18 protein-coding genes and 1 tRNA gene are annotated in these 22,247 nt (G+C 44.7%); 8 read left to right on the forward strand and 11 right to left on the reverse strand.

What is annotated here, in order from left to right:
• Positions 1-436 precede the first annotated feature (436 nt).
• The 3 genes from fbp (at position 437) to BLU87_RS15395 (ending at position 4,069) form a co-directional block, all read left to right on the forward strand.
• The gene (fbp, locus tag BLU87_RS15385) at positions 437-1,450 is read left to right on the forward strand and encodes a class 1 fructose-bisphosphatase (RefSeq protein ID WP_092350442.1); all 1,014 of its coding nucleotides are present in this window, start codon (positions 437-439) and stop codon (positions 1,448-1,450) included.
• Between the two features lie 343 nt (positions 1,451-1,793).
• A complete protein-coding gene (locus BLU87_RS15390) occupies positions 1,794-3,131 on the forward strand; it encodes an NTP/NDP exchange transporter (protein ID WP_092350444.1) in 1,338 nt (445 codons plus the stop codon).
• Positions 3,128-4,069: an aldo/keto reductase gene (locus BLU87_RS15395; protein WP_092350446.1), complete on the forward strand. Its 942-nt coding sequence runs from the start codon at positions 3,128-3,130 to the stop codon at positions 4,067-4,069. Before BLU87_RS15390 ends, BLU87_RS15395 begins: the two co-directional genes overlap by 4 nt.
• A gap of 177 nt (positions 4,070-4,246) precedes the next feature.
• Here the strand turns inward: BLU87_RS15395 and BLU87_RS15400 are convergent, their stop codons facing one another.
• From BLU87_RS15400 to BLU87_RS15415, 5 genes are all read right to left on the reverse strand, one after another.
• Positions 4,247-4,423: a MarR family transcriptional regulator gene (locus BLU87_RS15400; RefSeq protein WP_092350447.1), complete on the reverse strand. Its 177-nt coding sequence runs from the start codon at positions 4,421-4,423 to the stop codon at positions 4,247-4,249.
• A gap of 131 nt (positions 4,424-4,554) precedes the next feature.
• Positions 4,555-4,630, reverse strand: a tRNA-Ala gene (locus BLU87_RS15405).
• A 114-nt stretch (positions 4,631-4,744) separates the two neighbouring features.
• Positions 4,745-6,784 carry a molybdopterin-containing oxidoreductase family protein gene (locus BLU87_RS15410; RefSeq protein ID WP_092350449.1) on the reverse strand — a complete coding sequence of 680 codons (2,040 nt, stop codon included), beginning with the start codon at positions 6,782-6,784 and terminating at the stop codon, positions 4,745-4,747.
• A gap of 267 nt (positions 6,785-7,051) precedes the next feature.
• Positions 7,052-7,201 (reverse strand): hypothetical protein, encoded by a 150-nt coding sequence (locus tag BLU87_RS17370; protein ID WP_175498427.1) that lies wholly within the window; start codon positions 7,199-7,201, stop codon positions 7,052-7,054.
• A gap of 226 nt (positions 7,202-7,427) precedes the next feature.
• A complete protein-coding gene (locus BLU87_RS15415) occupies positions 7,428-10,088 on the reverse strand; it encodes an ATP-binding protein (protein WP_092350451.1) in 2,661 nt (886 codons plus the stop codon).
• Positions 10,089-10,399: 311 nt separating this feature from the next.
• Here BLU87_RS15415 and BLU87_RS15420 point away from each other — a divergent pair, with 311 nt between their 5' ends.
• From BLU87_RS15420 to BLU87_RS15440, 4 genes are all read left to right on the forward strand, one after another.
• Positions 10,400-10,747, forward strand: coding sequence for an ArsR/SmtB family transcription factor (locus tag BLU87_RS15420; RefSeq protein WP_092350453.1), 348 nt, complete (start codon positions 10,400-10,402; stop codon positions 10,745-10,747).
• An 85-nt stretch (positions 10,748-10,832) separates the two neighbouring features.
• A complete protein-coding gene (locus tag BLU87_RS15425) occupies positions 10,833-11,258 on the forward strand; it encodes an arsenate reductase ArsC (protein ID WP_092350455.1) in 426 nt (141 codons plus the stop codon).
• Positions 11,259-11,274: 16 nt separating this feature from the next.
• The gene (gene arsB / locus BLU87_RS15430; RefSeq protein ID WP_092350457.1) at positions 11,275-12,333 is read left to right on the forward strand and encodes an ACR3 family arsenite efflux transporter; all 1,059 of its coding nucleotides are present in this window, start codon (positions 11,275-11,277) and stop codon (positions 12,331-12,333) included.
• Positions 12,334-12,621: 288 nt separating this feature from the next.
• The gene (locus BLU87_RS15440) at positions 12,622-13,623 is read left to right on the forward strand and encodes a permease (protein WP_092350461.1); all 1,002 of its coding nucleotides are present in this window, start codon (positions 12,622-12,624) and stop codon (positions 13,621-13,623) included.
• A 99-nt stretch (positions 13,624-13,722) separates the two neighbouring features.
• Here the strand turns inward: BLU87_RS15440 and BLU87_RS15445 are convergent, their stop codons facing one another.
• The 3 genes from BLU87_RS15445 to BLU87_RS15455 form a co-directional block, all read right to left on the reverse strand.
• Complete coding sequence (locus BLU87_RS15445) at positions 13,723-14,223, reverse strand: GFA family protein (protein ID WP_092350463.1); 501 nt, start codon at positions 14,221-14,223, stop codon at positions 13,723-13,725.
• A gap of 87 nt (positions 14,224-14,310) precedes the next feature.
• Complete coding sequence (locus BLU87_RS17140) at positions 14,311-14,526, reverse strand: hypothetical protein (protein WP_139167590.1); 216 nt, start codon at positions 14,524-14,526, stop codon at positions 14,311-14,313.
• A gap of 272 nt (positions 14,527-14,798) precedes the next feature.
• Entirely contained in the window at positions 14,799-15,572 is a 774-nt protein-coding gene (locus tag BLU87_RS15455) for a YiiX/YebB-like N1pC/P60 family cysteine hydrolase (RefSeq protein WP_217637535.1), read from the reverse strand.
• Positions 15,573-15,780: 208 nt separating this feature from the next.
• On the opposite strand from BLU87_RS15455, the gene BLU87_RS15460 reads away from it, so the two are divergent.
• Positions 15,781-18,165 carry an acyl-CoA dehydrogenase gene (locus BLU87_RS15460; protein WP_092350467.1) on the forward strand — a complete coding sequence of 795 codons (2,385 nt, stop codon included), beginning with the start codon at positions 15,781-15,783 and terminating at the stop codon, positions 18,163-18,165.
• A gap of 347 nt (positions 18,166-18,512) precedes the next feature.
• Here BLU87_RS15460 and BLU87_RS15465 read toward each other — a convergent pair whose 3' ends face one another.
• The 3 genes from BLU87_RS15465 to BLU87_RS15475 all read right to left on the reverse strand — a co-directional run bounded on the left by BLU87_RS15465 (position 18,513) and on the right by BLU87_RS15475 (position 22,105).
• A complete protein-coding gene (locus tag BLU87_RS15465) occupies positions 18,513-19,418 on the reverse strand; it encodes a HEAT repeat domain-containing protein (RefSeq protein ID WP_175498428.1) in 906 nt (301 codons plus the stop codon).
• Positions 19,419-19,648: 230 nt separating this feature from the next.
• Positions 19,649-20,809 (reverse strand): hypothetical protein, encoded by a 1,161-nt coding sequence (locus BLU87_RS15470; RefSeq protein WP_092350471.1) that lies wholly within the window; start codon positions 20,807-20,809, stop codon positions 19,649-19,651.
• Between the two features lie 15 nt (positions 20,810-20,824).
• Positions 20,825-22,105: a hypothetical protein gene (locus tag BLU87_RS15475; protein WP_092350473.1), complete on the reverse strand. Its 1,281-nt coding sequence runs from the start codon at positions 22,103-22,105 to the stop codon at positions 20,825-20,827.
• Positions 22,106-22,247: the final 142 nt, after the last annotated feature.

The raw sequence follows: 22,247 nt of genomic DNA on the forward strand, positions 1-22,247 counted from the left end.
GTTAGAGTTGATTTGCCAGCTTGAATTGGACTCACTGAACAAGCGATCCGTTGAGAGAAGCGCTCAAAAGCATCGGGGGTCAACATCAATGGTGCTAGCAATCAAACGGCCAACCGCTCAGCAAGAGTAATACGTTTTGCTTGAATTGTCTTCCAAATTTGAATCTTTTTTCTAAACAACACAGGATGCAAACTTTAATACCGCTTTCAATCTTAGTCTGCCGTTGCCCAAGAGGAGATAACTGAAGTGTGGTTGATATGGTTCAAAGACAAACAGGAGCTCTTTTCGATTGATCCTACAATCACAGGACTATCTTCTCTATCGTTTGACAAAGTCATAAAAGAACTTGATACTAGAGACGATTTTATGAAGGCCTACACTAAAAAGGTGCAGAATGAGACAACCATCGGAACAGATGACCTCACAAGGAGTTGCAATGAGAACACAGAAATCACTGGGTGAATTTATCATTGAGAAACAAGCAGACTTTCCCCATGCAAAAGGTGAGTTAAGTGCGTTGTTAGGCGCGATCAAGCTTGCTTCAAAAATTGTGAACCGCGAAATTAACAAGGCAGGCTTGGTCGATATTACCGGCTCAAATGGCGTAAAGAACATTCAAGGTGAACAGCAACAAAAACTTGATATTTACGCCAATGATATCTTTAAGAATGCTTTAATCGCCCGTGGTGAAGTCTGTGGAATCGCATCGGAAGAAGAAGATAATTTCGTGTTTTTTGATAACAAAAATAGTCGAAATGCCAGCTATGTTGTTCTTATGGATCCCCTCGATGGCTCATCAAACATTGATGTCAATGTCTCAGTGGGGACAATTTTCTCCATCTACCGCCGAGTCTCCCCAAATGATGGTCCCGTAGAATTAGACGATTTCATCCAGGTGGGTCGAAAACAAGTCGCCGCTGGTTATGTGATTTATGGTTCTTCAACCATGCTTGTTTTCACCACGGGTAATGGGGTTCACGGTTTCACCTATGATCCATCGATTGGCATGTTCTGCCTCTCCCATGAATCTCTCAAAATTCCGAAAACAGGTAAGATTTATTCAATCAATGAAGGGAATTATATCAAATTCCCATTAGGGGTAAAAAAATACCTGAAATATTGCCAAGAAGAGGATAAGACAACAAACCGTCCTTATACGTCACGTTACATTGGTTCTTTAGTTGCTGACTTTCACCGCAATTTACTCAAAGGCGGTATATATATCTACCCGCAAACAGCACAGGCGCCATCAGGGAAATTACGCTTACTCTATGAATGCAATCCGATCGCCTTCTTAGCTGAGCAAGCTGGTGCACTGGCTACAGATGGTTATAACCCCATCCTTGACTTAAAACCAACTGAGTTGCATCAACGTGTTCCTTTCTTTACAGGGTCGCCTGAGATGATGGAGACCGCACACCAATTTATGGAAAAGTATAAGGACGAATAATATCCCACAAAAGCATTTCGGACCGGACTGAGTCTTTGCCTATTTCGGTCACTGATCGATCGTTTTCAAAACGTTTATCCTGAATAAGTTCTAACCGTGGGTGCTCTCCACCCTTTGAACCGGTTAGAACACAAAAGAGACAGATCACCAGTGACCGATAGGCTTGGCCTCTAACCAGTTGGAATTCTTAATTTAATATATTCCTACCACCACGCATATTTGCTGTTTCATGGACATAATATCCACACTGGAAAAAACACGCGACTCAGGCGTGTGCCCCTATCCATGCTGACGGATCTTAACTTATAATAGATCATACCTCTTAAATACGGAGGGCTTATGCATGGCTAAAGGTGACACCCCGGCAACAGACTGGTTTCTGTCCATCCTGTTGAAACTGGTCAAAGTAAAGCAGGAAGAGATTCAACCACTGTTGTGGTCGTTCAGTTACTTTTTTGTCCTCCTTTGCTCGTATTATATCTTGCGTCCACTTCGAGATGAAATGGGCATCGCTGGTGGCGTCGAAAACCTGCAATGGCTTTTCACTGGTACTTTCGTGGCTATGCTTGTGGCGGTACCGATGTTTGGTTGGATTTCATCCCGCTATCCACGTAAACAATTCTTGCCTCTCGTTTATCTTTTCTTCATCAGCAACCTCCTGATTTTTTATTTTCTGTTCTATTTTGGATGGAGTTACACCTGGATCGCCCGGTCTTTTTTCATCTGGACAAGTGTATTTAATCTGTTCATTGTTTCGGTTTTCTGGAGCTTTATGGCCGACCTTTTCAATGATAATCAGGCGAGGCGCCTATTTGGCTTTGTTGCTGCGGGCGGCACAGCTGGAGCACTTGCTGGACCGACAATCACCGTCATTTTAGCGGCCCCCCTGGGGACAACAAACCTGCTGCTGATTTCTGTAATAGGGCTGGTTTGGGCGATTCTGTCAATTCATCGTCTCAATTCCTGGAACGATAAGAACACAGCTTCGGTGACTTCCCCATCGCCTCAGATCTTGAAATCCGTCAAGGATACAAATCCTGCTTTAGGGGGCGGTGTTTTTGACGGGCTACGAATGATCATGACTTCACCTTACTTATTTGGAATCTGTCTGTTAATTCTCCTTTACACAACACTTTCCACTTTCCTCTATTTTCAACAGGCCCAAATCATTCACGATAGCTTTAGTGATGCGGCACAACGCACCACTGTTTTTGCTGCCATGGATTTAGCCACCAATGCTCTTACTATTTTTTTTCAGTTTTTTTTAACCAGTCGCATCATCAAACTCTTAGGACTGGGATGGGCCTTGGCGCTGATCCCCTTACTGCTTAGTGTCGGTTTTCTTGCATTGGCATTTGTCCCCACACTTGGAGTCATGGTTTGCGTCCAGGTGGCACGGCGGTCTGGGAACTATGCGCTGATGAAACCAGCGCGGGAGATACTCTTTGTCGTTCTCGACAAAGAACAAAAATACAAAGCAAAAAACATCATCGATACTGTCATTTATCGCAGTGGCGATGTTGTCAGCGCATGGGTCTATGCTGGCCTGCAGGCCCTCGGTCTTGGTTTAGCGGCAATTGCATTGATCGCAGTCCCGCTCTGTGGAGCATGGGCTTGGATCAGCTACCGGCTGGGCAAGCAACAGAAACTTCAAGCCAATGAAAAGGAAATGACAACATGAATATAAATAAACGTTGGTTAAACAGGCGGGAATTTATCACCCTTATGAATGTGGCGCTGGCCTCCTTCATACTCGCCCCTTGGCAACTGAAAGCAGCAAACTCAACGATCTTACGAAAAATCATTCCGGGGACTTCTGAAAGCTTACCAGTGATTGGGCTGGGGAGTTCACGAACTTTTGACGTCAATCCTAACGCTGCGGTAATGACAGAGTTTGTGGCATTGATGCGGGATTTTTTTACCCTAGGAGGCGAACTTATAGATTCTTCTCCGATGTATGGTGCCGCCGAACAGATCATCGGGAAGCTGTTGACGCAGTCCGGTGGACGGGATCGCTTATTTGCGGCAACCAAGGTGTGGACCAATGGAGAACAGGCAGGAATCCAACAAATGGAGAGCTCAGCAAAAAAATGGGGTGTTGACAGGTTCGACCTGATCCAGATCCATAACCTGCGCGATTGGCAGACACAACTAAAAACCCTCAAAGCATGGAAGTCAGAAGGTAAACTCCGCTATCTGGGAATCACCACTTCACATGGACGTAATCATCGTGAGTTGGAAACCATTTTACGTCAGGAACCTTTCGATTTTGTGCAACTCAGTTACAACATTGAGGATCGAACAATCGAAAACAGATTACTTCCAATTGCCGCTGATCGGGGTATCGCTGTCCTGGTCAATCGTCCGTATCAACGTGGATCATTGTTCCGTGCTGTCAAAGGCAAACCCTTACCTGAGTGGGCTGCCGAATTTGATTGCCAAAGCTGGGGACAATTTTTCCTTAAATATATTGTTTCTCATCCGGCGGTAACCTGCGTCATTCCTGCGACAACTAAACGACATCACCTTCAGGACAACATGGCAGCTGGAATAGGTCGTCAACCCGATGCTACACAACGTAAAGACATGGAAAAATTTATATCTAAGCTATTATATTGATCAGCAGTGATTTAAAGATGAGGATTATATTTGATGGAATGGGTAGCAGCCCTGGCGGGATTTCCATGCATAGACTCACATCCATCAGAGCTACAGTGACACAGCAACAAGCCTCAGCCCACAATCATAGACTGGGGCTTGTTGGTTCAGCATCATAAATTCATACGCCTTGTTAGACTAAGCTGGAGTCCAATAACAACGCTTGGGCGAAACGATCTTTTCCTCTTTTTTTAATTGAGTCATTGCCTTGTCGACTGCTTTGCGTTCAAGACCACCAAGCTCAGCAATTTTACCGGCATTTAAAGGTTGCCCTTCGGCACGCATCACTTCTAAAACCTTTTCTGTGACATCCATCCTACTGCTCCTTTTTGTCTTATATGTTCTAACTACTACCACGAGAAAACCATACAGAATGACAACGTTCCTGTGGTCGCCCAGAATTTCATACTAAGAACAAGGGCAAACACCACCTTCTGGATAACTTTTGGTGGAGCTGATGAGGATCGAACTCACGACCTTCGCGTTGCGAACGCGACGCTCTCCCAACTGAGCTACAGCCCCTAATTTAAAAGCTACGACGAACCCGTCTTTCAGACCATAGCAGAAAAGTAGTTCAGCTACAAAGAAATGTAGAACAACACTATCCGCTATGGGTCTTAGAAAGCTATTTTCAAATCAAATCAGACTATTTGATAACAATACATCTCTGCTTTTACCCTTTTCAACCTCAATCCGGGTGTCATAAAAGGTACTTCCTCCCCCGTCATCTGTGAGGCGTTGCGAAGTCAAAGCGTTGACCGAACGCACTCCCGGAGCAAATTCAATCCACCAAACTCCTTCAGCGACAACCACTCCGGCTGGAGTCTTGTCGGTCACATCCAAAATAAAATCCACTTCGCCACGTTCGTTACGCGCGGTTACCTGTTCACCAGCTACCAAGTTTCTGGATTCAGCATCAGCTGGATTCATCATCAAAAGCATCTTCTGCTGTTGACGACGCAGGTCGTCTTGTTCGTAAAAGCTGGAATTGAGCGCATAAAGCGAAGGGGCAGTCATCAGTTGCAACGGAAGATCACCACCATGTGGAGCCATATAGATTGGGAGAGGATGTTCTAAACGGGGATTAAAAATCTCAATTTTCCCAGATGGCGTCTGGTACAACTTGTCTCCATTCGGAATGGGTAATTCCAGCGGTTGTCCTGATCTAAGGGCAGAAAAGTCGACCTCGTGGAGGCGATGAGCGGATTTAAGCAGAAATGCTTCAAGCATCTCACTTTCACTCTGTTGAAAGAAACTCTCCTTAAACCCCATAGCATGAGCTAACAGGGAAAATACCTGCCAGTTTGATTTGCTTTCACCGACTGGAAGAATGACCGGAAAGGCTCGCTGGACACAATAAGAACCATAAGCTCGATAGATATCTTCATGTTCAAGCGATGAAGTTGCCGGCAGGACAATGTCGGCATAGCGAGCAGTGTCAGTCATAAACCGTTCATGCACGACTGTGAACAAATCTTCTCGTTCCAGCCCCTTGATGACTTGATTCTGATCGGGCGCGGCCACCGCGGGGTTGGCTGCATAAACGTAAAGAGAGCGAATCGGCGGATGATTCTCAACAGTCAGAGCATGCCCCAGCTGATTCATATTGATAATACGCGTGGGACGATCAATAAAGTCCTCACGATGGACTGACGCCTTATCGAAATAGCAACCGGTACTTGTATCGGCAAAACACCCGCCGCCCGGTTTGCCATAAGCTCCGACCAGTGCGGGCAAAGCAACAATGCTCCGCGCTGTCATCGCACCATTTCCATAACGGGTCAAGCCACTACCCAAACGAATAAAGGGGGCCCGAGCATGGCCGTAAGCAGTTGCCATTGCCTCCAACGTAGCGATGGGCAGGCCAGTCAGATGACTGACAATCGGTGGTGGATAGTTTGGTAAAATCTGCTCTTTAAGTTCGGAAAAACCCTGCACCTGCTGATCTAAAAATGTTCTGTCAAGCAACCCATCCCGATCCAGAAGGTGCATCAATCCTAAGGCCAGCGCTCCATCAGTCCCGGGACGAATCAAAAAAAACTCATCACTGATAGCCGCAGTTGGAGTCTGATAGGTATCTATCACCCAGACTTTACCACCGTTTTTTTTGGCTTTATTGACGCCGTGGAGAAAATGTATATTAGTAGAAACGGTATTCGCTCCCCAAATAATGACCAAGTCACTTTGAGCTGCAACATCTGGAGATACGGTTGGGGTAGCCCCCATGACCGCCATCCACCCTTTTGATTTAGCCGGAGAGCAGATAGTACGATCAAGTCTTGAAGCCCCCAAGCGGTAGAAAAATGGGTGTCCAGCTTCCTTTTGAATCATCCCCATGGTTCCAGCATAAGAGTAAGGAAGAATCGCTTCAGCACCACAAGTATCAATAATCGCTTGCCAACTCCTGGCAATACGCGCAATCGCATATTCCCAAGAAACCGGCTTAAATTCGCCGCTTCCTTTGGGCCCTATCCGCAACAAAGGGGTGGTTAATCGACGCTTAGAGTGAACGGTCTTTTCATAATGGTTCATCTTTGGGCAGAGAGTTCCGCGTGTAAAAGGGTGATCAGGATCACCTTTTACGTTGCAGGCCTTGCCATCTCTCACTTCGACCAACAAAGAGCAGGCATCGGGACAGTCATAGGGGCAAACAGAGCGTTTTATCTCACGACACATAATGAATTTCCAAGTCAGCCTGTTACAGGCACAAGATGCAATTCTTTGATTGACAAATGGTGATGAATTAGCTTAGAACTAAAAAACGAATTGAGTTCTCCCCTTTCGAGGGGGGAAGAAAGCTCCTGATGGTCACCCCCCCTCCGACCTTCAGGAGCTTTTTTTTATTCGTTCAGCTAAACGGGGCCGCGTTTTCGCTTTAATTGATTCCAAACTGCTATTCTAATTTTTTATCTAAATATCTGTTAAATAGAGGATTGAAGGATTTTATTTTGTAGCTTCGTTAACTTTATCTTTTGCAGAATCAAGCATCTTATCAAAAGTTTTTCCTGCTTTTTCAGCTGTCCCCTCTTTCTCACATCCAGCTACTGTTAAGACAAAAACCATTAAAATCAAAACGATGAAACATCTCTTCATAAAAATCTCCTTGAGGCTAGATTCATTATTATTACAATAAGCGACTTCACTAATGATTATTGGAACCAATCAGTTTTAAGTATATTATTATTATAGACTTTTCCAGATTTGTCAAAACCGGAATATACAGGATAAACAACTTAGGCTGCAACAATTGGTGAGAATATTTGGAATCAGTATTTCCTTAATGAGGATCTCAACATTGATGAAGCATTGCAGACCCTCATCAACCCATCCTAGTGGGGGAATCTATTTTCTCATCCAAGACATCTCTCACGATCTGGAGCAACTTGGAAGATTCCAAAGGTTTCATTAAAAAAGCATCCGCACCAAGCTCTCGTGCTTGGTCTTCATTGACCTTACTACTGTAGCCTGTGCAAATAATCGTTTTCATCTCAGGTTTAATCTGCTTAACTCTACGAATCAAATCACTCCCTGTTATTCCTGGCATTGTCTGGTCAGTGATCAACAACTGAATATCTTCAGCATGAGCAGTAAAGAACTTGAATGCTTCTTGACTGTCCGTCATAGGTGTCACCTGATATCCCATATCCGTCAAAATTTGCTTTGCAAGCAGGACAAGCATCTCCTCATCATCGACATAGAGAATGGTCTCATTCCCACGATAAAGCGTTGTCTCGGGCGGTACTGGTGAGGTTGTTGCCGGCTCTAATTTTTTCTCGATAATCGGAAAATAAAGATGAAAGGTGCACCCCTCTCCAGCGACGCTCTCAACATCAATCATGCCGCTATGCTGCTCGATAGCTCCCTGAACAGTCGAAAGCCCCATGCCAGTTCCTTCATGCAGGTCTTTTGTGGTGAAAAAAGGATCGAATATTTTATCCCTGATCTCAGCAGAGATACCACATCCATTATCCTCAATGCTGAGACGCAAGTAAGCCCCTGGCTGATACTCATACCCCATCAAAACCCCCGCTTGAGGAAAATCGACCCGCTTCAACGTCAAGGTCAACTTCCCCTCTTCTTCCATCGCCTGAACAGAATTATTACTCAGATTGAACAGACATTCTTGAATCTGGGAGGCATCAGCATTAATAAAACAACGACTATTCGCACTGATGTTTGTCTGTAGTTGTATGGTTGTTGGAATTGTAGACCGTAACAGTGCGACGGTCTCTTCAACGATCAAATGCAGCTGCAACGGGACCTTTTTCTGCGGGCCTTTATGGCTATAAGTCATCAGTTGACCCACCAGATCACGCGAACGCAAAACCGCAGTTCTAGCATTATTGAGGTGCTTTTCAACTTCGGCAGATTGGCCTTTTTTCCGGCTCGCCATCTCCAGGCTACCAAGAATAATTGCCAAGCTGTTATTGAAGTTATGAGCCATGCCGCCAGCCATAATACCAACAGCTTCCATCTTGAATTTTTGCCGCAACTGGATTTCAAGCTCTCGACGCTGCTCCTCAGATTTGATTCTTTCAGTAATATCTCTAGTCACAGCAAGAATGTGTTTTTCACCTTCCATCACGATAATTCCTGCAGATATCAAACCATAAATAATGACACCGTTCTTGGTTACAAATTCTGTAGCGTAATTATCGACAAAACCTTTGCTCAGAAAGTCATTGAAGACTTTTTCTCTATCTGATTGATTTTTCCAGATCTTTAAATCGATGGCCGAAACACCGATGATCTCTGCCGCTGAGTAACCCAACAATTTAATAAAACTATCGTTCACCTCGATAAATACAGCGTCACTTTTCCGGCTCAGACTTATTGCATCAGGACTGGTTTTAAACGACAACCGGAACCTTTCTTCACTGCGTTGCAAATCTTCCTGACTAAGCGCAAGAGCCCCTGCCATATGATGGAAAGAGTCCGTCAATTGCCCAAATTCATCGATCCGTTCAGTGGGTTCAATACGAGTGTGGAGATTTCCACGCGCTATTTCACCAGTCATGGAGATCAACTGTTTTATCGGAGTGATAAAGGTCTTACGACCAATCCCCCAGGAAATAAAAAGTGCCATCGTTGTCGTCAATAAAATACTGAGCAGGTTACGTTTTAAAATAGCGTTGGCGGGAGCAAGAATAAAATTTTCAGGAACTCCTGCCCACACGTACATATAAGGCTCTTTGTCTGACTCAAGAGCCACTTGTTCAAACGCAGAGATCCGCACGACTCCATCAGAACCAGGGCTGGTAACAATTCTGTTTTCTGGATTTTGCAGAGCATTATCCCAAACACTGGCTTTAATTGTGGAACCAACAGGATTAGTTGTGGAGTTATCGGGAAAGTAAAATAGACGCAGTCCGGTATGATCGGTAACAGCAATGTAAGATTCCGGAGGTAGATAGGACCCCTTATACAGCCTGGAAAAAAGTTCCAGATTGATCGTTACAGTTAAAACGGCCTTTGGCTCACCTGTTGCGTCCAAGACGGGATAAGCAAAAGGAAAAGCCGGTTCAGCACCACCAACCCGAGCAATGATATATTCACCAGCAACAAAGTCTTTAGTCGATAATGCAGCACGGAAATGTTTTCGATCCGCAATGTTGACCCCGGTGTTCGTAAAACCAGAGGCGATAACATTTCCGTTTAAATCAGCTAACAGAATATTTCTGTAGTTGCTGTTCATTTTTAGAATATTTTTTATGATGGCTTCAATCTTAGGGGGATCAAACGACTGTATTTCTGTTGTCAGAGCTAAAACAGAGAGAGTTTCATGGACAGAGATGGCAATATCTTTCTGTACTTGAGCCATCGAATCGGTGATCAGTAATACATCTTGTTTGGCCGCCTCAATCGTACTCTTTCGTTGTTCCATTCCCGAATAAAAAAGGATCGCGATAGCAGGAAGAACGGCGAGGCACATCAATAACGCAAGATTTTTCCTTATTGATCCCAGATTGAAAAGGCTCATACTCGTTTCCCGTTAAGACATGTTTATTTTTTTGAATCCTGATCTAAAGATCAGGAAGTATTGACATTTAAAAAGGTGGCAATTTAGACGATAATGTTTATCGTAGATAAATAATCTTACATATTTCTGAATCAAATTCAAAAAACAGATTAACAACTTACATTTTTTCAATTCTCATCGATAATGTTCCGATGTTTGTTGTAAAAATTGGGACAACGACAGATCTCCCCTCCCCCTCCTTTCACAAAAACTTGCCGGCAGGAAGATCTTCACCCTTGACTTCCATCCGCATACACGGATATTGTAGCCTCATGAAGAAATTAGCCAAGAACTTTAAAGCTCTCTCTGACGAAACCCGATTGCGGATCATTGCGCTCTTAAGCTACAGCGAACTCTGTGTCTGTGATTTGATGGCGGTTTTACAACTTCCACAATCAACTGTTTCGCGGCATTTGGCTTATCTCAAATCTGTCGAAATGGTTGATGATCGCCGTGAAGGGGTATGGATGTATTATCGGCTGATGAACGAAAGTGAATTTGGCCTTGGTAAATTACTTCCTGCATTATTAGAGCAACTCTCTGCTGTCGATAAAACCCAGCATGACTTGATATCACTTCGAAGCTATCTTAAGCAGAGAGAATCAAACAGCTGTACTTGATTTTTTTTGGCTTTACGCATCCGCACATGCGGATTAGCACATATCGCAAATAGGTCTGTCCATCATTTAATCCAAAGGTTTTCTCATGACTGTTAAACGCGTTCTTTTTCTCTGTACTGGTAATTCCTGCCGCAGCCAAATGGCCGAAGGTCTAGTTAATAACGATTTTAAGGGGCAAATTGAAGCCTTCTCTGCCGGCACAGATCCCCATGGTTTGAACCAGAAGGCGGTTGAAGTTATGGCAGAAATCGGTGTCGATATCGCTAACAATAGTTCCGACCACCTCAGCCTCTATGAAAAACAACATTTTGACTACGTCATTACTTTGTGTGGTGATGCCAACGAAAAGTGTCCGCTGTTTTTTGGTGGCACGAAACGACTGCACATGGGGTTCGATGATCCACCTCAAGCAAAAGGCAGCGACAAAGAGATCATGGAGACATATCGCCGAGTTCGAGATGAGATCCGCAACCAAATGGGATCATTTTTCCAATCCGAATTAGATAGCTAAACTCAGGAGCTGACACATGGCACAAACACTCATTAAAAAACTTTCCTTCCTTGATCGTTATCTAACTTTGTGGATTTTTCTGGCTATGTTTATCGGTGTTGGCACTGGCTGGCTGTTTCCACTGATCAAGGATGTCGTCAACACTTTTACGGTTGGCACCACAAACATCCCCATTGCCATCGGCTTGATCCTGATGATGTACCCGCCCTTGGCCAAAGTTCGTTATGAAGAATTGGGCGAAGTCTTCGCCAATAAAAAAATCCTTGGCATTTCATTGCTTCAGAACTGGCTAATCGGTCCAGTCCTGATGTTCTTTCTTGCCATTGTCTTTTTACATAATTACCCGGAGTACATGGTTGGCCTGATTTTAATCGGCTTGGCACGTTGTATCGCTATGGTCATCGTTTGGAATGAATTAGCCAAAGGCAATACCGAATATTGCGCAGGGTTAGTCGCATTTAACTCGGTGTTTCAAGTTATTTTCTATTCCGTTTATGCCTGGTTCTTCGTGACCGTATTACCACCTCTTTTTGGTCTACAAGGGACAGTTGTGCAAATCTCGATCGGACAGATTGCCGAAAGCGTCGCTATCTATCTCGGCATCCCATTTGTTGCTGGAATGATCACCCGCGTGATCCTGATTAAAGCGAAAGGACGAGACTGGTACGAACAGGTCTTTATCCCGAAGATCAGTCCGATCACCTTAATCGCATTGCTATTTACTATCCTCGTCATGTTCAGCCTCAAAGGGGACCTGATCGTTTCAATACCTCTTGATGTCGTACGCATCGCCATCCCGCTGTTGATCTATTTTGTCATCATGTTCCTGGTCAGTTTCTGGCTGGGGATCAAGGCCGGAGCTGATTATTCCAAGACAGCAACTCTCGCTTTTACTGCGTCAGGAAATAATTTTGAGTTGGCTATTGCTGTCGCAGTCGCAGTTTTCGGGATCGACTCAGCAGCCGCATTCACTGCTGTCATCGGACCATTGGTCGAGGTTCCTGCGTTAATAGGTTTGGTCAATGTTGCTTTCTGGCTCCAGAAAAAATACTTCAAAACGTCAGCAGCCATCTAAAAAGAGGCTTGGCTTCTCCACCGCAGAACTGAGTGGATAGATAGCAAAACCATGGCAAATAACCGGATCAAGACGAATGGGTTACAATTGCCATCAACACAAAAAGGGCCGTTGATAACGGATAAAGATTCCGCGGCCCTCAAGTTAAACTATCGCTATTTCATACGGTCAATGATCTCCTATAATTTCAGCTTGTTAGCTCAGTTTCTACATCAAATGAGCAGACTTTGGAGTTCTTTTTTAATTTTGTTTATCGATTGATCTTGAGTTTTCGCAAGGGAGAAAAGCATGACGATTGAAGTGATCATTCCGATGATCAAAGATGCTTTAGGATTTTTTCTTTACACAGTGACCGAACTTGCCATCCTTTTTATTGGTATCAGCATCATCGTCGGCGTCCTCCAGGAATTTATCCCTCCAGAAAAAATCAAGGTATTGCTCTGTGCCAGCAAAGGGAGAGGATATTTCATTGGGGCGGGACTGGGAGCACTAACTCCATTTTGCAGTTGCTCTACAATTCCGATCATGGTCGGTCTACTCAAAGCTCAGGCTGGTTTTGGACCAACTCTGGCCTTCCTGTTCACATCGCCACTGGTCAACCCTGTCATAGTGGGTCTTTTCTTCATAACTTTCGGATTTAAACCAACCATTATCTATTCGATACTGGCCTTGCTTATGGCTATTGTAATCAGCTACATACTTGAGAAGTTTAATTATCAACGCTTCATCAAGAAGGATGTCCTTGAAGATCAACAACAACATTGTTGCAGCAAACCAACAATGGACACAAATCTAAAGGCTTCAGGTTATCCAAGAGGTGAAAAGACCCAGACCAATAACTGTTGTGATCAGGCATCACCCAGCTTAGAAACCTCTCCGAAAAGTCGATGGAGGCGTATTTTTAAAGATGCGGTCAATGAATTCAAGACATTTTTACCCTACATTCTTTTCGGCGTAGCGCTCGGTGCTATCGCTTACGGCTTTGTCCCCAAAGAGCTTATTATAAAGTATGCGGGACCCGACAACCTGTTCGCCATCCCGATTGCTGCTGTGATTGGGGTGCCTCTGTATGTACGGGTTGAAACAATGATCCCAATCACTGTTGCATTGATGGGCAAAGGGATGAGCATGGGGGCAGTCGTTGCTCTGGTCATCGGCGGAGCAGGTGCAAGCATTCCCGAAGTAATCATGCTCAAACGGATTTTCAAAGGTCCTATGCTCGGTGTCTTCTTAGGTGCAATTTTTTTAATCGCAGTGACATCGGGATTCCTATTCAACGCCGCCTTTTAAGCAAAGGGAAGCAATACTTAACGGGAATCAGGATCTATTGATCAAACATATTATTGTGAAGGTTTTACAACAGAGAAGGCAGAGAGCCGTGGGCTGCAATCATAATCGATCAGAAAGATCCTTATGTCCAGACCACTTAGGTAAGTTATCACTGATGTCAATAACCCGCTGGCCATAAAAAAGATGGCAGGTTGGTTTGAATGAATCTGGCACCTGAGTCCCAGGCTCAAAATCAAATAATGAGGGAAAAGCGAGCCACATCCTACGCCCTTCATCTGCAATCGGAGTCCCACACAGACTGCAACTGACCTTACAGGGTAATATGCGCTCATTTTTGTCCAGTTCATTATTGTAAAAACGGAGGAGATTCACACCGGCAGTAAATCGCACCTGATATTTGTGGAAGATAGCGGCCCATTGCATCGGCGCACCATGCAATCGCTGACAGGTTTTACAGTGACAAAGTTTGGCATCGACAGGATCTGCACTCACCTCGTATTGGACTTTGCCACAAAAACATGCAGCCCGATACTTTGGGACAAAAGTCAAATCATCAACAGAGGCATAGTCAGGGCCAAAGTTATTCTTGGCAGAGAGCATAAAAATCCCTTCATTTTATAATCATCCTGAGGTTCAATTTTCCTCCATCAAAAGCAATTATCGTCGAAGATATTTAGACAATGGGTGTCAGGAGGAAGTAGAGTCGTCATGGACAGTCAACACTTCACGAATATATCGTTCGACATACCTCTGGCTATTCAGGCAGGTTTTAATCACCCAAAATACGAGCAAAACTCCGGCCGCCAGAACAAACAAGCGCCCCTCCGGAAGCACCAACGCAAGGAGTAAAGCAACTGGGATAATAACAGCCAGGCTCCAGATACCACGCTTGCGAACTTTCACCAAAAGATCCTGAGCGGAAGCCCGGGTTGTGAAGCCCGCTTTGTGTAAAGAAAGACACAATGATTCGTAATTCCGTTGATGCTTATCGTGCATTCTTCCGAATGGGTCACTGAGATTCATAGGTTCATTTCTGTAAAAGGGTTAAAGGTTAACAGAGCAATTATCTCTGCCTGATTTGATTTTGTCAAAACAAACCGTGATCAGGGTTAACTATTCCTCTTACAGTTTGTCGGGACATGCGCAACCCGTTGCTTCTTATAAATAACACGTCTTTAACCAGAGCTTTCCCAATCCAGCTCTTCAGGATCAAAGCCGGCTTCAATTTGCGGTTTGATAATCTGAAAATAAGGTGAAACATCAAAATCACCTGGGACAAAAAGGCTATGATGCCGGATTTTCAATATCTGCTTACAGAAGATTTGTCCGTTACGGTCCATAGACTTCTGATAACGGATATTTGGCAAAATCGGATAGCGGACAGAGTGAAAGGCTTGAGCAATCAGGGATGAGCAAATTGCCCTTGTCGGGTCCCCACTCCCAAACGCTAGCAAGCTGCGGCGCCACTTAGCAGGTACAGGGGTGGGGAGAACGAAGTATCGAGCCAGGTCAAAGATATTTTTCAGATCGTAACTGTGACCGAGACGTTCCATAGCATAATCGAGAATTTGATCGATGGCGACCGCCGATAATCCGATCGGACGACAGATTCGGGTATGCTTATGAACATAGTCACTCAGTGGCACTAAACGCACTCCCTCAATCACATCAGCTTCAAGCAGGACTTTGGCCTCCTCCCCTGGTCCACTCAGCGTTTTTTCGGGGCCAAGGTAAAGCGCTGCATGCGACCATCCAGACTGGGTCAGATATTTAATGACGGCACCGACCCGTGAATTACTATCGATCAGCAATACATCTCCAGGTCGCAGGCATTTTGCCAACAATTCCGGATCACTGGTCGCCAATTGAGCCGGACCGCTGCGTGGCTTGGTCAGATATATGGAAAGTTGATGACCAATTTTTTCCAGTATGCGTCGTGCGATATTCAAAAATCGAGTCCTTCCTTCAAAAGTAACTCCATGATAACCCAGTTTTTATCAGATTGGCAGTAGGATTCATTGGCCACAGTCGAGCATTAACATGAGCTCAGTAACAAAATTGGAGTTTCTGTTACAATGTCATTATAACTTTTGAGCATCTTTTTGTTATTACAGCTGGTTTCGTGCATGCCATTGACACTTTAGCTGGAGGTAACACATGATCTCTATCCTACTGTTTCTGTTCGCTTTTTGGATTATGTTGGTGTTTCAGGCCTCCCGCCTTGTGCATACCCTTGTAGCAGCAGTTTTTTTGATTGTAGCCAGTTGGTCTCTGAACAGCATTACCCTATGGCTCCTTTGGCCTCTCTTCGTCATCACCACCCTATTGCTTCATATTGCCAAGATCCGTAAACCATTGCTGACTCAACCAATTCTGTCAGTTTTTCGTAAAATCAAACCAAAACTTTCTGCGACCGAGCAGGCAGCCTTGAATGCCGGAGATGTCTGGTGGGATGGAGACCTGTTTAGTGGGCGACCAAACTGGAACAAATTACTATCATATCCACCTGCGGTCCTTAGCGATGAGGAACAAGCCTTTATTAATGGTCCAGTTGAAAATCTCTGCGAGTTGCTTGATGACTGGAAAATCACCCACGAATTAAAAGATCTGCCACCGGAGGCGTGGGAATTTATCAAATCCAATGGGTTCTTTGCGCTGATTATCCCTAAGCAGTATGGTGGATTGGAATTTTCCGCCATGGCCAATTCCTGCTTGATTTCCAAGTTGGCAGCACGAAGCCTGTCGGCAGCAGTAACGGTCATGGTACCCAACTCACTCGGTCCAGCAGAACTATTGTTGCATTACGGCACAGAAGATCAACGAAATTACTACCTACCCAGATTGGCCCGGGGAGAGGAAATTCCCTGCTTCGCTTTAACTGGTCCAGAAGCAGGCAGCGATGCAGCCTCCCTACCCGACAGCGGCGTGATTTGCCGGGGAGATTGGCAAGGAAAAAACGTGTTGGGAATCAGACTTAACTGGGAAAAACGCTATATCACCCTCGGCCCGGTAGCAACCCTCCTTGGTCTCGCTTTTCGTCTTTACGATCCTGATCATCTGCTCGGTGATGTGACCGATATCGGCATCACTTGCGCACTTGTTCCGGTGAACACTCCAGGTATCGATATCGGCAAACGGCACAATCCGCTCAATGTTCCCTTTATGAATGGGCCGAATAGCGGTCGAGACGTCTTTATTCCTGTTGATCAAATTATCGGTGGTGTCACAGGGGCAGGTAAAGGCTGGCAGATGCTAATGGATTGCCTTTCCGCCGGACGGGCAATCTCGCTTCCTGCTTTAAGCCTCGGTGCGGCAAAACTCGTAGCGCGGAATACTGGTGCCTATGCCCGAGTCCGCCGCCAATTTAATCTTCCTATCGGACATTTTGAAGGGATAGAAGAAGTTCTGACCCGAATTGCCGGAGAAACCTGGGTCATGACGGCAGCCCGCAACTTAACCTGTAGTGCTCTCGATCAGGGATTTCAGCCATCGGTAATTTCTGCCATTGTCAAGCTGAACCTCACTGAGCGCATGCGCTTGATCGTCAATGATGGCATGGATATTGAGGGCGGCAAAGGGATATGTACAGGACCCAGCAATCATCTGGCCTCAGCCTATCAGGCGATACCGATTGGAATTACCGTTGAAGGAGCTAATATCCTCACTCGCACCATGATCATCTTTGGCCAAGGGGCAATCCGTTGTCATCCTTGGATTTTAAAAGAGTTACAGGCTGCGGATAACAAAAATCAAGACCAAGCCATCGATGAATTTGACTTTGCGTTTTTCGGTCATATCGCTTTTAGCTTGCGCAATGCGGCATCAGCTCTGTTTTATGGTCTGACCTCGTCACGGTTTGTCGCTTCACCAACAAGTCCAAACAAGCGTTTTTATCAGCATTCCACGCGCTTCAGTACCGCCTTCGCCCTCACCAGCGACCTCCTCATGGGCAGTTTGGGTGGAAACCTGAAACGGAAGGAAAAGCAGACCGGTCGTATGGCTGATATCCTGAGCGAACTGTACATGCTCTCCGCTGCGCTCAAATATGCTGAGGATCATCAAAATTCTACGACCGAAACGGCACTGCTTCACTGGAATGTTCAGCGCTCCCTGGCGCGGATACAAGAAAGCCTTTTGGCGATTATGCGAAATTTACCCTTGCCGCTACACTTACTGTTGCGCGGCCTTATCTTCCCTCTTGGGGCACACTTTACCCCACCAAATGACACTCTGGGGCGTGACGTTGCCACAACAATTTTAGAACCAGGGGAACAACGGGATCAATTAACCGCCGGTCTTTATTCTCCAACAGGAGAAAATGACCCTGAAAAACTGTTGGAAGAAGCTTTCATACTGGCGGTTGCAACCGATCCATTAGAAAAAAAACTTCGTCAGCAGATCAAGAAAGGAAATCTGGATATCCAAGACCCGGACCTTCTAACCAAGGCCGTTGCTAAAACCATCATCTCGGCAGATGAATCTGAGCTGCTGATAAAAGCACGTGAACTCCGTCGGCGCATCATTGCAGTAGATGCCTTCTAAGGAGAAACAAATTGCTGATTTGCTGGCAGAAGATCTGCAGGAAATTAAACCAACGATATTGATCACCGTTCCACCCATTTTGAGTGAATTTATAGTAAATTAGCCCTTAAACTAGCGGATGAATCCTGGTTTGCACGAAAGATTTTCCAATTGGCAGTCGAGTATTGACTCTGGATTGATTACCACAGCACTAAAGGTGCGTCAGAAAACGGTCATTGAACAATTTTTCCAAAGAAATTGAGGGCATGTATGCTGGGCACCAATAAATTACTGCATTTCCAATACAACAAAATCCAGGATTAAATGGCAGTTTTTGAAAAGGGCTTTTGAAATGAATCTTTTTAGCATTATTGAATAGCAGAGAGGTTTTCTTTAATCCATTGTTCCATCTTCAGTTCGTTGAGACATCTTATCGCGGACGTTCTGACATTTAAATCATCACTGTAAAACAGCTCTTTTAAAGTCTTTATGGATTCTGGTGCAAGGTTCACGAACGACTGTGCTGCTGCAGCCCTGACCTGCCATTGAGGGTGAGAAAAATACCCAGAAATCAGTGGGATCAGTTCATGATCAGTGGATATTTTTAATAGGATATTCGCAATAACCACCGGAGATTTTTCATTATCCAATATCCCCAACAAAGCCGTATCCTCTTGGTAGCAGAAGACTGCTTGCGCCCGCAACTTTTCGTTTTCGTGTTTTAAAAGTATGCTGATAACATCATTGAACACATCGGTGTTGGATGAGTTCTGAATACAACTGAGAGCACAAGAAAGCACCGTCACTGATGTTTCACGCTGCAAAATAGTTGTCAACAAGACTTCATAACCGGATGGGGAGTCTTTAATCAGTTTGATAAGAACCCATTCTTTAAGTGAATCGCTAAGGGTTTCCCAATCTGTTAACAGCAGATTCACTGGTCTGTCTCTCAAAGTCAGAAATTTTTTTCGGATCGATTGAGTATATGGACCCTGCATTTCAGCAATCCAGCTATTTACTGTTTCCTTATTAAAAGGGGGTAAATCACATTTTTTGTCGGCTATTGCGCAGATCCGGATTGCTACATTAGTTGAAATTTGACGATTTCCTGCTAATAAATTGGCGCACAGTCTGGTGCGATTATTGTTATTATCTGCGAGCAATATAGGAGATAAAAATGCAGCTTTCTCAATATCTGTCAACAAAGAGATTCGGTTTGCAGCCATCACCAGATAATGACTTTCAACAGACGCAACGAAAATCTCTTTTGCCAATTCGGCAGTCCTTTGATCTGCAAAGCTGAGAGCCGTAAAAACATGCTCCCACTTTTCAGATGAATTGGAAAACTGGATACACAACTCCAACAGTCGCCCAATCAAGTCCCTACCCGCTTCAGTGCAAGCCTTCTCTGCGCGTGCAGGACGCTGTCTGATAGCCCGGGTTACGGAGATCCTTTCTGCACTTAGAGGGCTATTCAACCCTTTGAAAATACTTACTGCATTCATTAGTTGACAACATTTTCCAGATAGCCTTTATCCACAGACGAACCATCCAGGTCTTGAGCACCGACAGTATTGTAAAATGTTGAATCTCTAACTGATTCACCCTCATTGACGATCGTCTTTACAACTCTTTTTTCCAGCGAAAGGACTTTCAGCCAGGAGATCTGGATAAAGCCTCCTCCGAGCAAATCATACTCTGAATGGGCATGAAAAGAGACGGAGACATCTTTATCACTTAGGTCTGCTGGCAGGGCTCCGTTACCATCACCTTGGCCATATAATATTGTTGTGTCAGCATTTATATCTGCATCTTGGACGGTGAAGCTGCTGTCAGCAACAGAAAAGTCCGTTATGTTGATATCAACAGGAGAAGCAAAGCCAAAGCTTGGGCCAAATGCCAACTGAGGATTGACAAAGTCAACAAGAGTCAACACCACATCTCCAAGTGCGAGAATCAGATCGACGACTAATTCTCCTGGACCTGTTGGCAGAAATATCGCACGGATAACGTCCTCTGAAATGGTTAACACTAAACCGACAAGGTCGACATCTCCCACAACCTTGGGGGCTAGCGAAACCTTGCCATTTTTTGCGCCAATACCTGAAGTTTTGTCATAATAAGCCCCCGTATCTACATTTTCTGGAAGAAGAGCGGCGATGATGTCTCCCAAAGGAATAGCATCCCCAAGAGTAACCAGCTTGCCAACAATCAATGCGATGAACGCAACGGCATTAAACTGATACGGACCCTTGTCAAACGTTTTTATGTGATCCCATGAATGTGATAACCAATGATAATGAATATGGCTTACATCGATATGAAATTCAGGGCTAAGATCCAGACCGATAACTCTCCCTGCGACAAAGGTATCATCTGTAATAGTCAAGGCGGCACTATCAGGGTCATCGTCATCAACTTCTATCTCTGCCTGCAATGTCGCACCCCAGGCTGTTTTACCAAAACCTATAGAACCAGGCATATCCAGCGTGGTTTTAATTTTGAAGACTCCCTCTAAGGGATAATTATTCTCTGTGTGCTTTACCCTGAAAGAGACCGTGCCAGCAGAAAGGCTGTCTTCATCATCGTAAGGGATACTGCCTTCATCATCGGCAATGCTTGCAGGATCATGTGTGGCCAATATTGTTTTGCTGATAGATGTCATTAATCTTTCCGTTTATTAAGCGGGGATACCCACGACCAGAGATCTAGTGCCATCGGCAAAAGTGCAGTAAAAAACAATCCGATCCTGACTGTCAGCTTGAAGTGTTGTTCCACCAAAATAGATGGTTTCCACTGGTGCTCCACCATCAGAAAGGGTGTCGCCGGTCGCCAAAAGGACAGAATGCTGAGCTCCGTTATAGTGAAGCAGTTCCTGAACCGCATGCCCCTCATCGTCTATTGCGGAAAGGGAATAAAAGAGCGAATCATCATGACTTACCGTGCCCGTGCTCAGATATAGAGCTTGATTACCCAGCGGAGTGGTGTCGCCTGATGCTATTATCTTATCAGCGCCAAGAGATAAGCTCATGTGGTCTTCAGTTTCGTCCCAGGTTATGCCGTAAACATCACCTGTGCTTGTCGTTCGTGGTCCATAAAAACATGGAGCAGTCAGTTCTCCACCACCAATATCCGAAGCAGCCCCAAGTAAAAGGGTTTCAGATGTGGCAACATTACCAGTGACTAATAAAGCTGAACTAGAAGGTTCATCTATATTCGAGTTGGTTGCCGCTCCTAAAGCAGTTGCGTGGCCACTAACGGCATAGTGGCCGTTGTCGTGCATGTCAATCAGTCCAAAAGTCTCCATTGCGTGGTTGGAAAACGGGACAAAGTCACCTGTTGTCATAACCAGTTCGGATGAATTCAATGATGCAGCAGGCAGATAGAGGACCCCATAACCGTGCATATTTTCATTGTCAACATATTTTAGATGGCTCGAAAACATAATGTCATTATCTTCATGCAGGTCAATATCGCCGAGTTGCCCGGTTGTATAAACGCTGTTATCAGCTAATTGCTGGCCATAGGTTAATACAGGTTGAAAGCTGCCATTGTCTGTTTGCAAATAGATTCCTGATAACTGATGATTAATTCTTTCACCAGAAGGGGTCTTAGCAACGATATCAACGGCAACAGAGCCTTGTCTGTTGACATCCATAGCTTTAAAATTACCAACATAACGCCCATCATCAAGATACTCATTTGTCATTACAGGGATATTTTCCCATTCGATTTTAGGGGTGCCAGAATCAAAATCGACTGCAATCTGGACGATACCGACCCTCTTTGAGCTGTCGGCAGCATCAAATGTAATGACATTATTATCGCTGAGATGAACTGATCCTCTGAAGATATCCAGTTCCAGTGACCGGTTGTTAGTCCCAACAGCGTCACCACCGTTTTTTATCCTGTAAAAACGGTACCCATTAGGAAAAGAGGCTCCGCTTCCATCTGATCCCATACAACCAATGAAACCAGAAGAAAGGACCGTGCCACCAACAACTCCACTCACAAGTTTTATAAAATGACGTCTACTGAAGTTAGAAATGATAAGCCTCCATTCAAGGTAGAATATAAATAAAATAAGGAAAGCTGAAATTATT

This window comes from Desulfuromusa kysingii (genome assembly GCF_900107645.1).
Classification (GTDB): domain Bacteria; phylum Desulfobacterota; class Desulfuromonadia; order Desulfuromonadales; family Geopsychrobacteraceae; genus Desulfuromusa; species Desulfuromusa kysingii.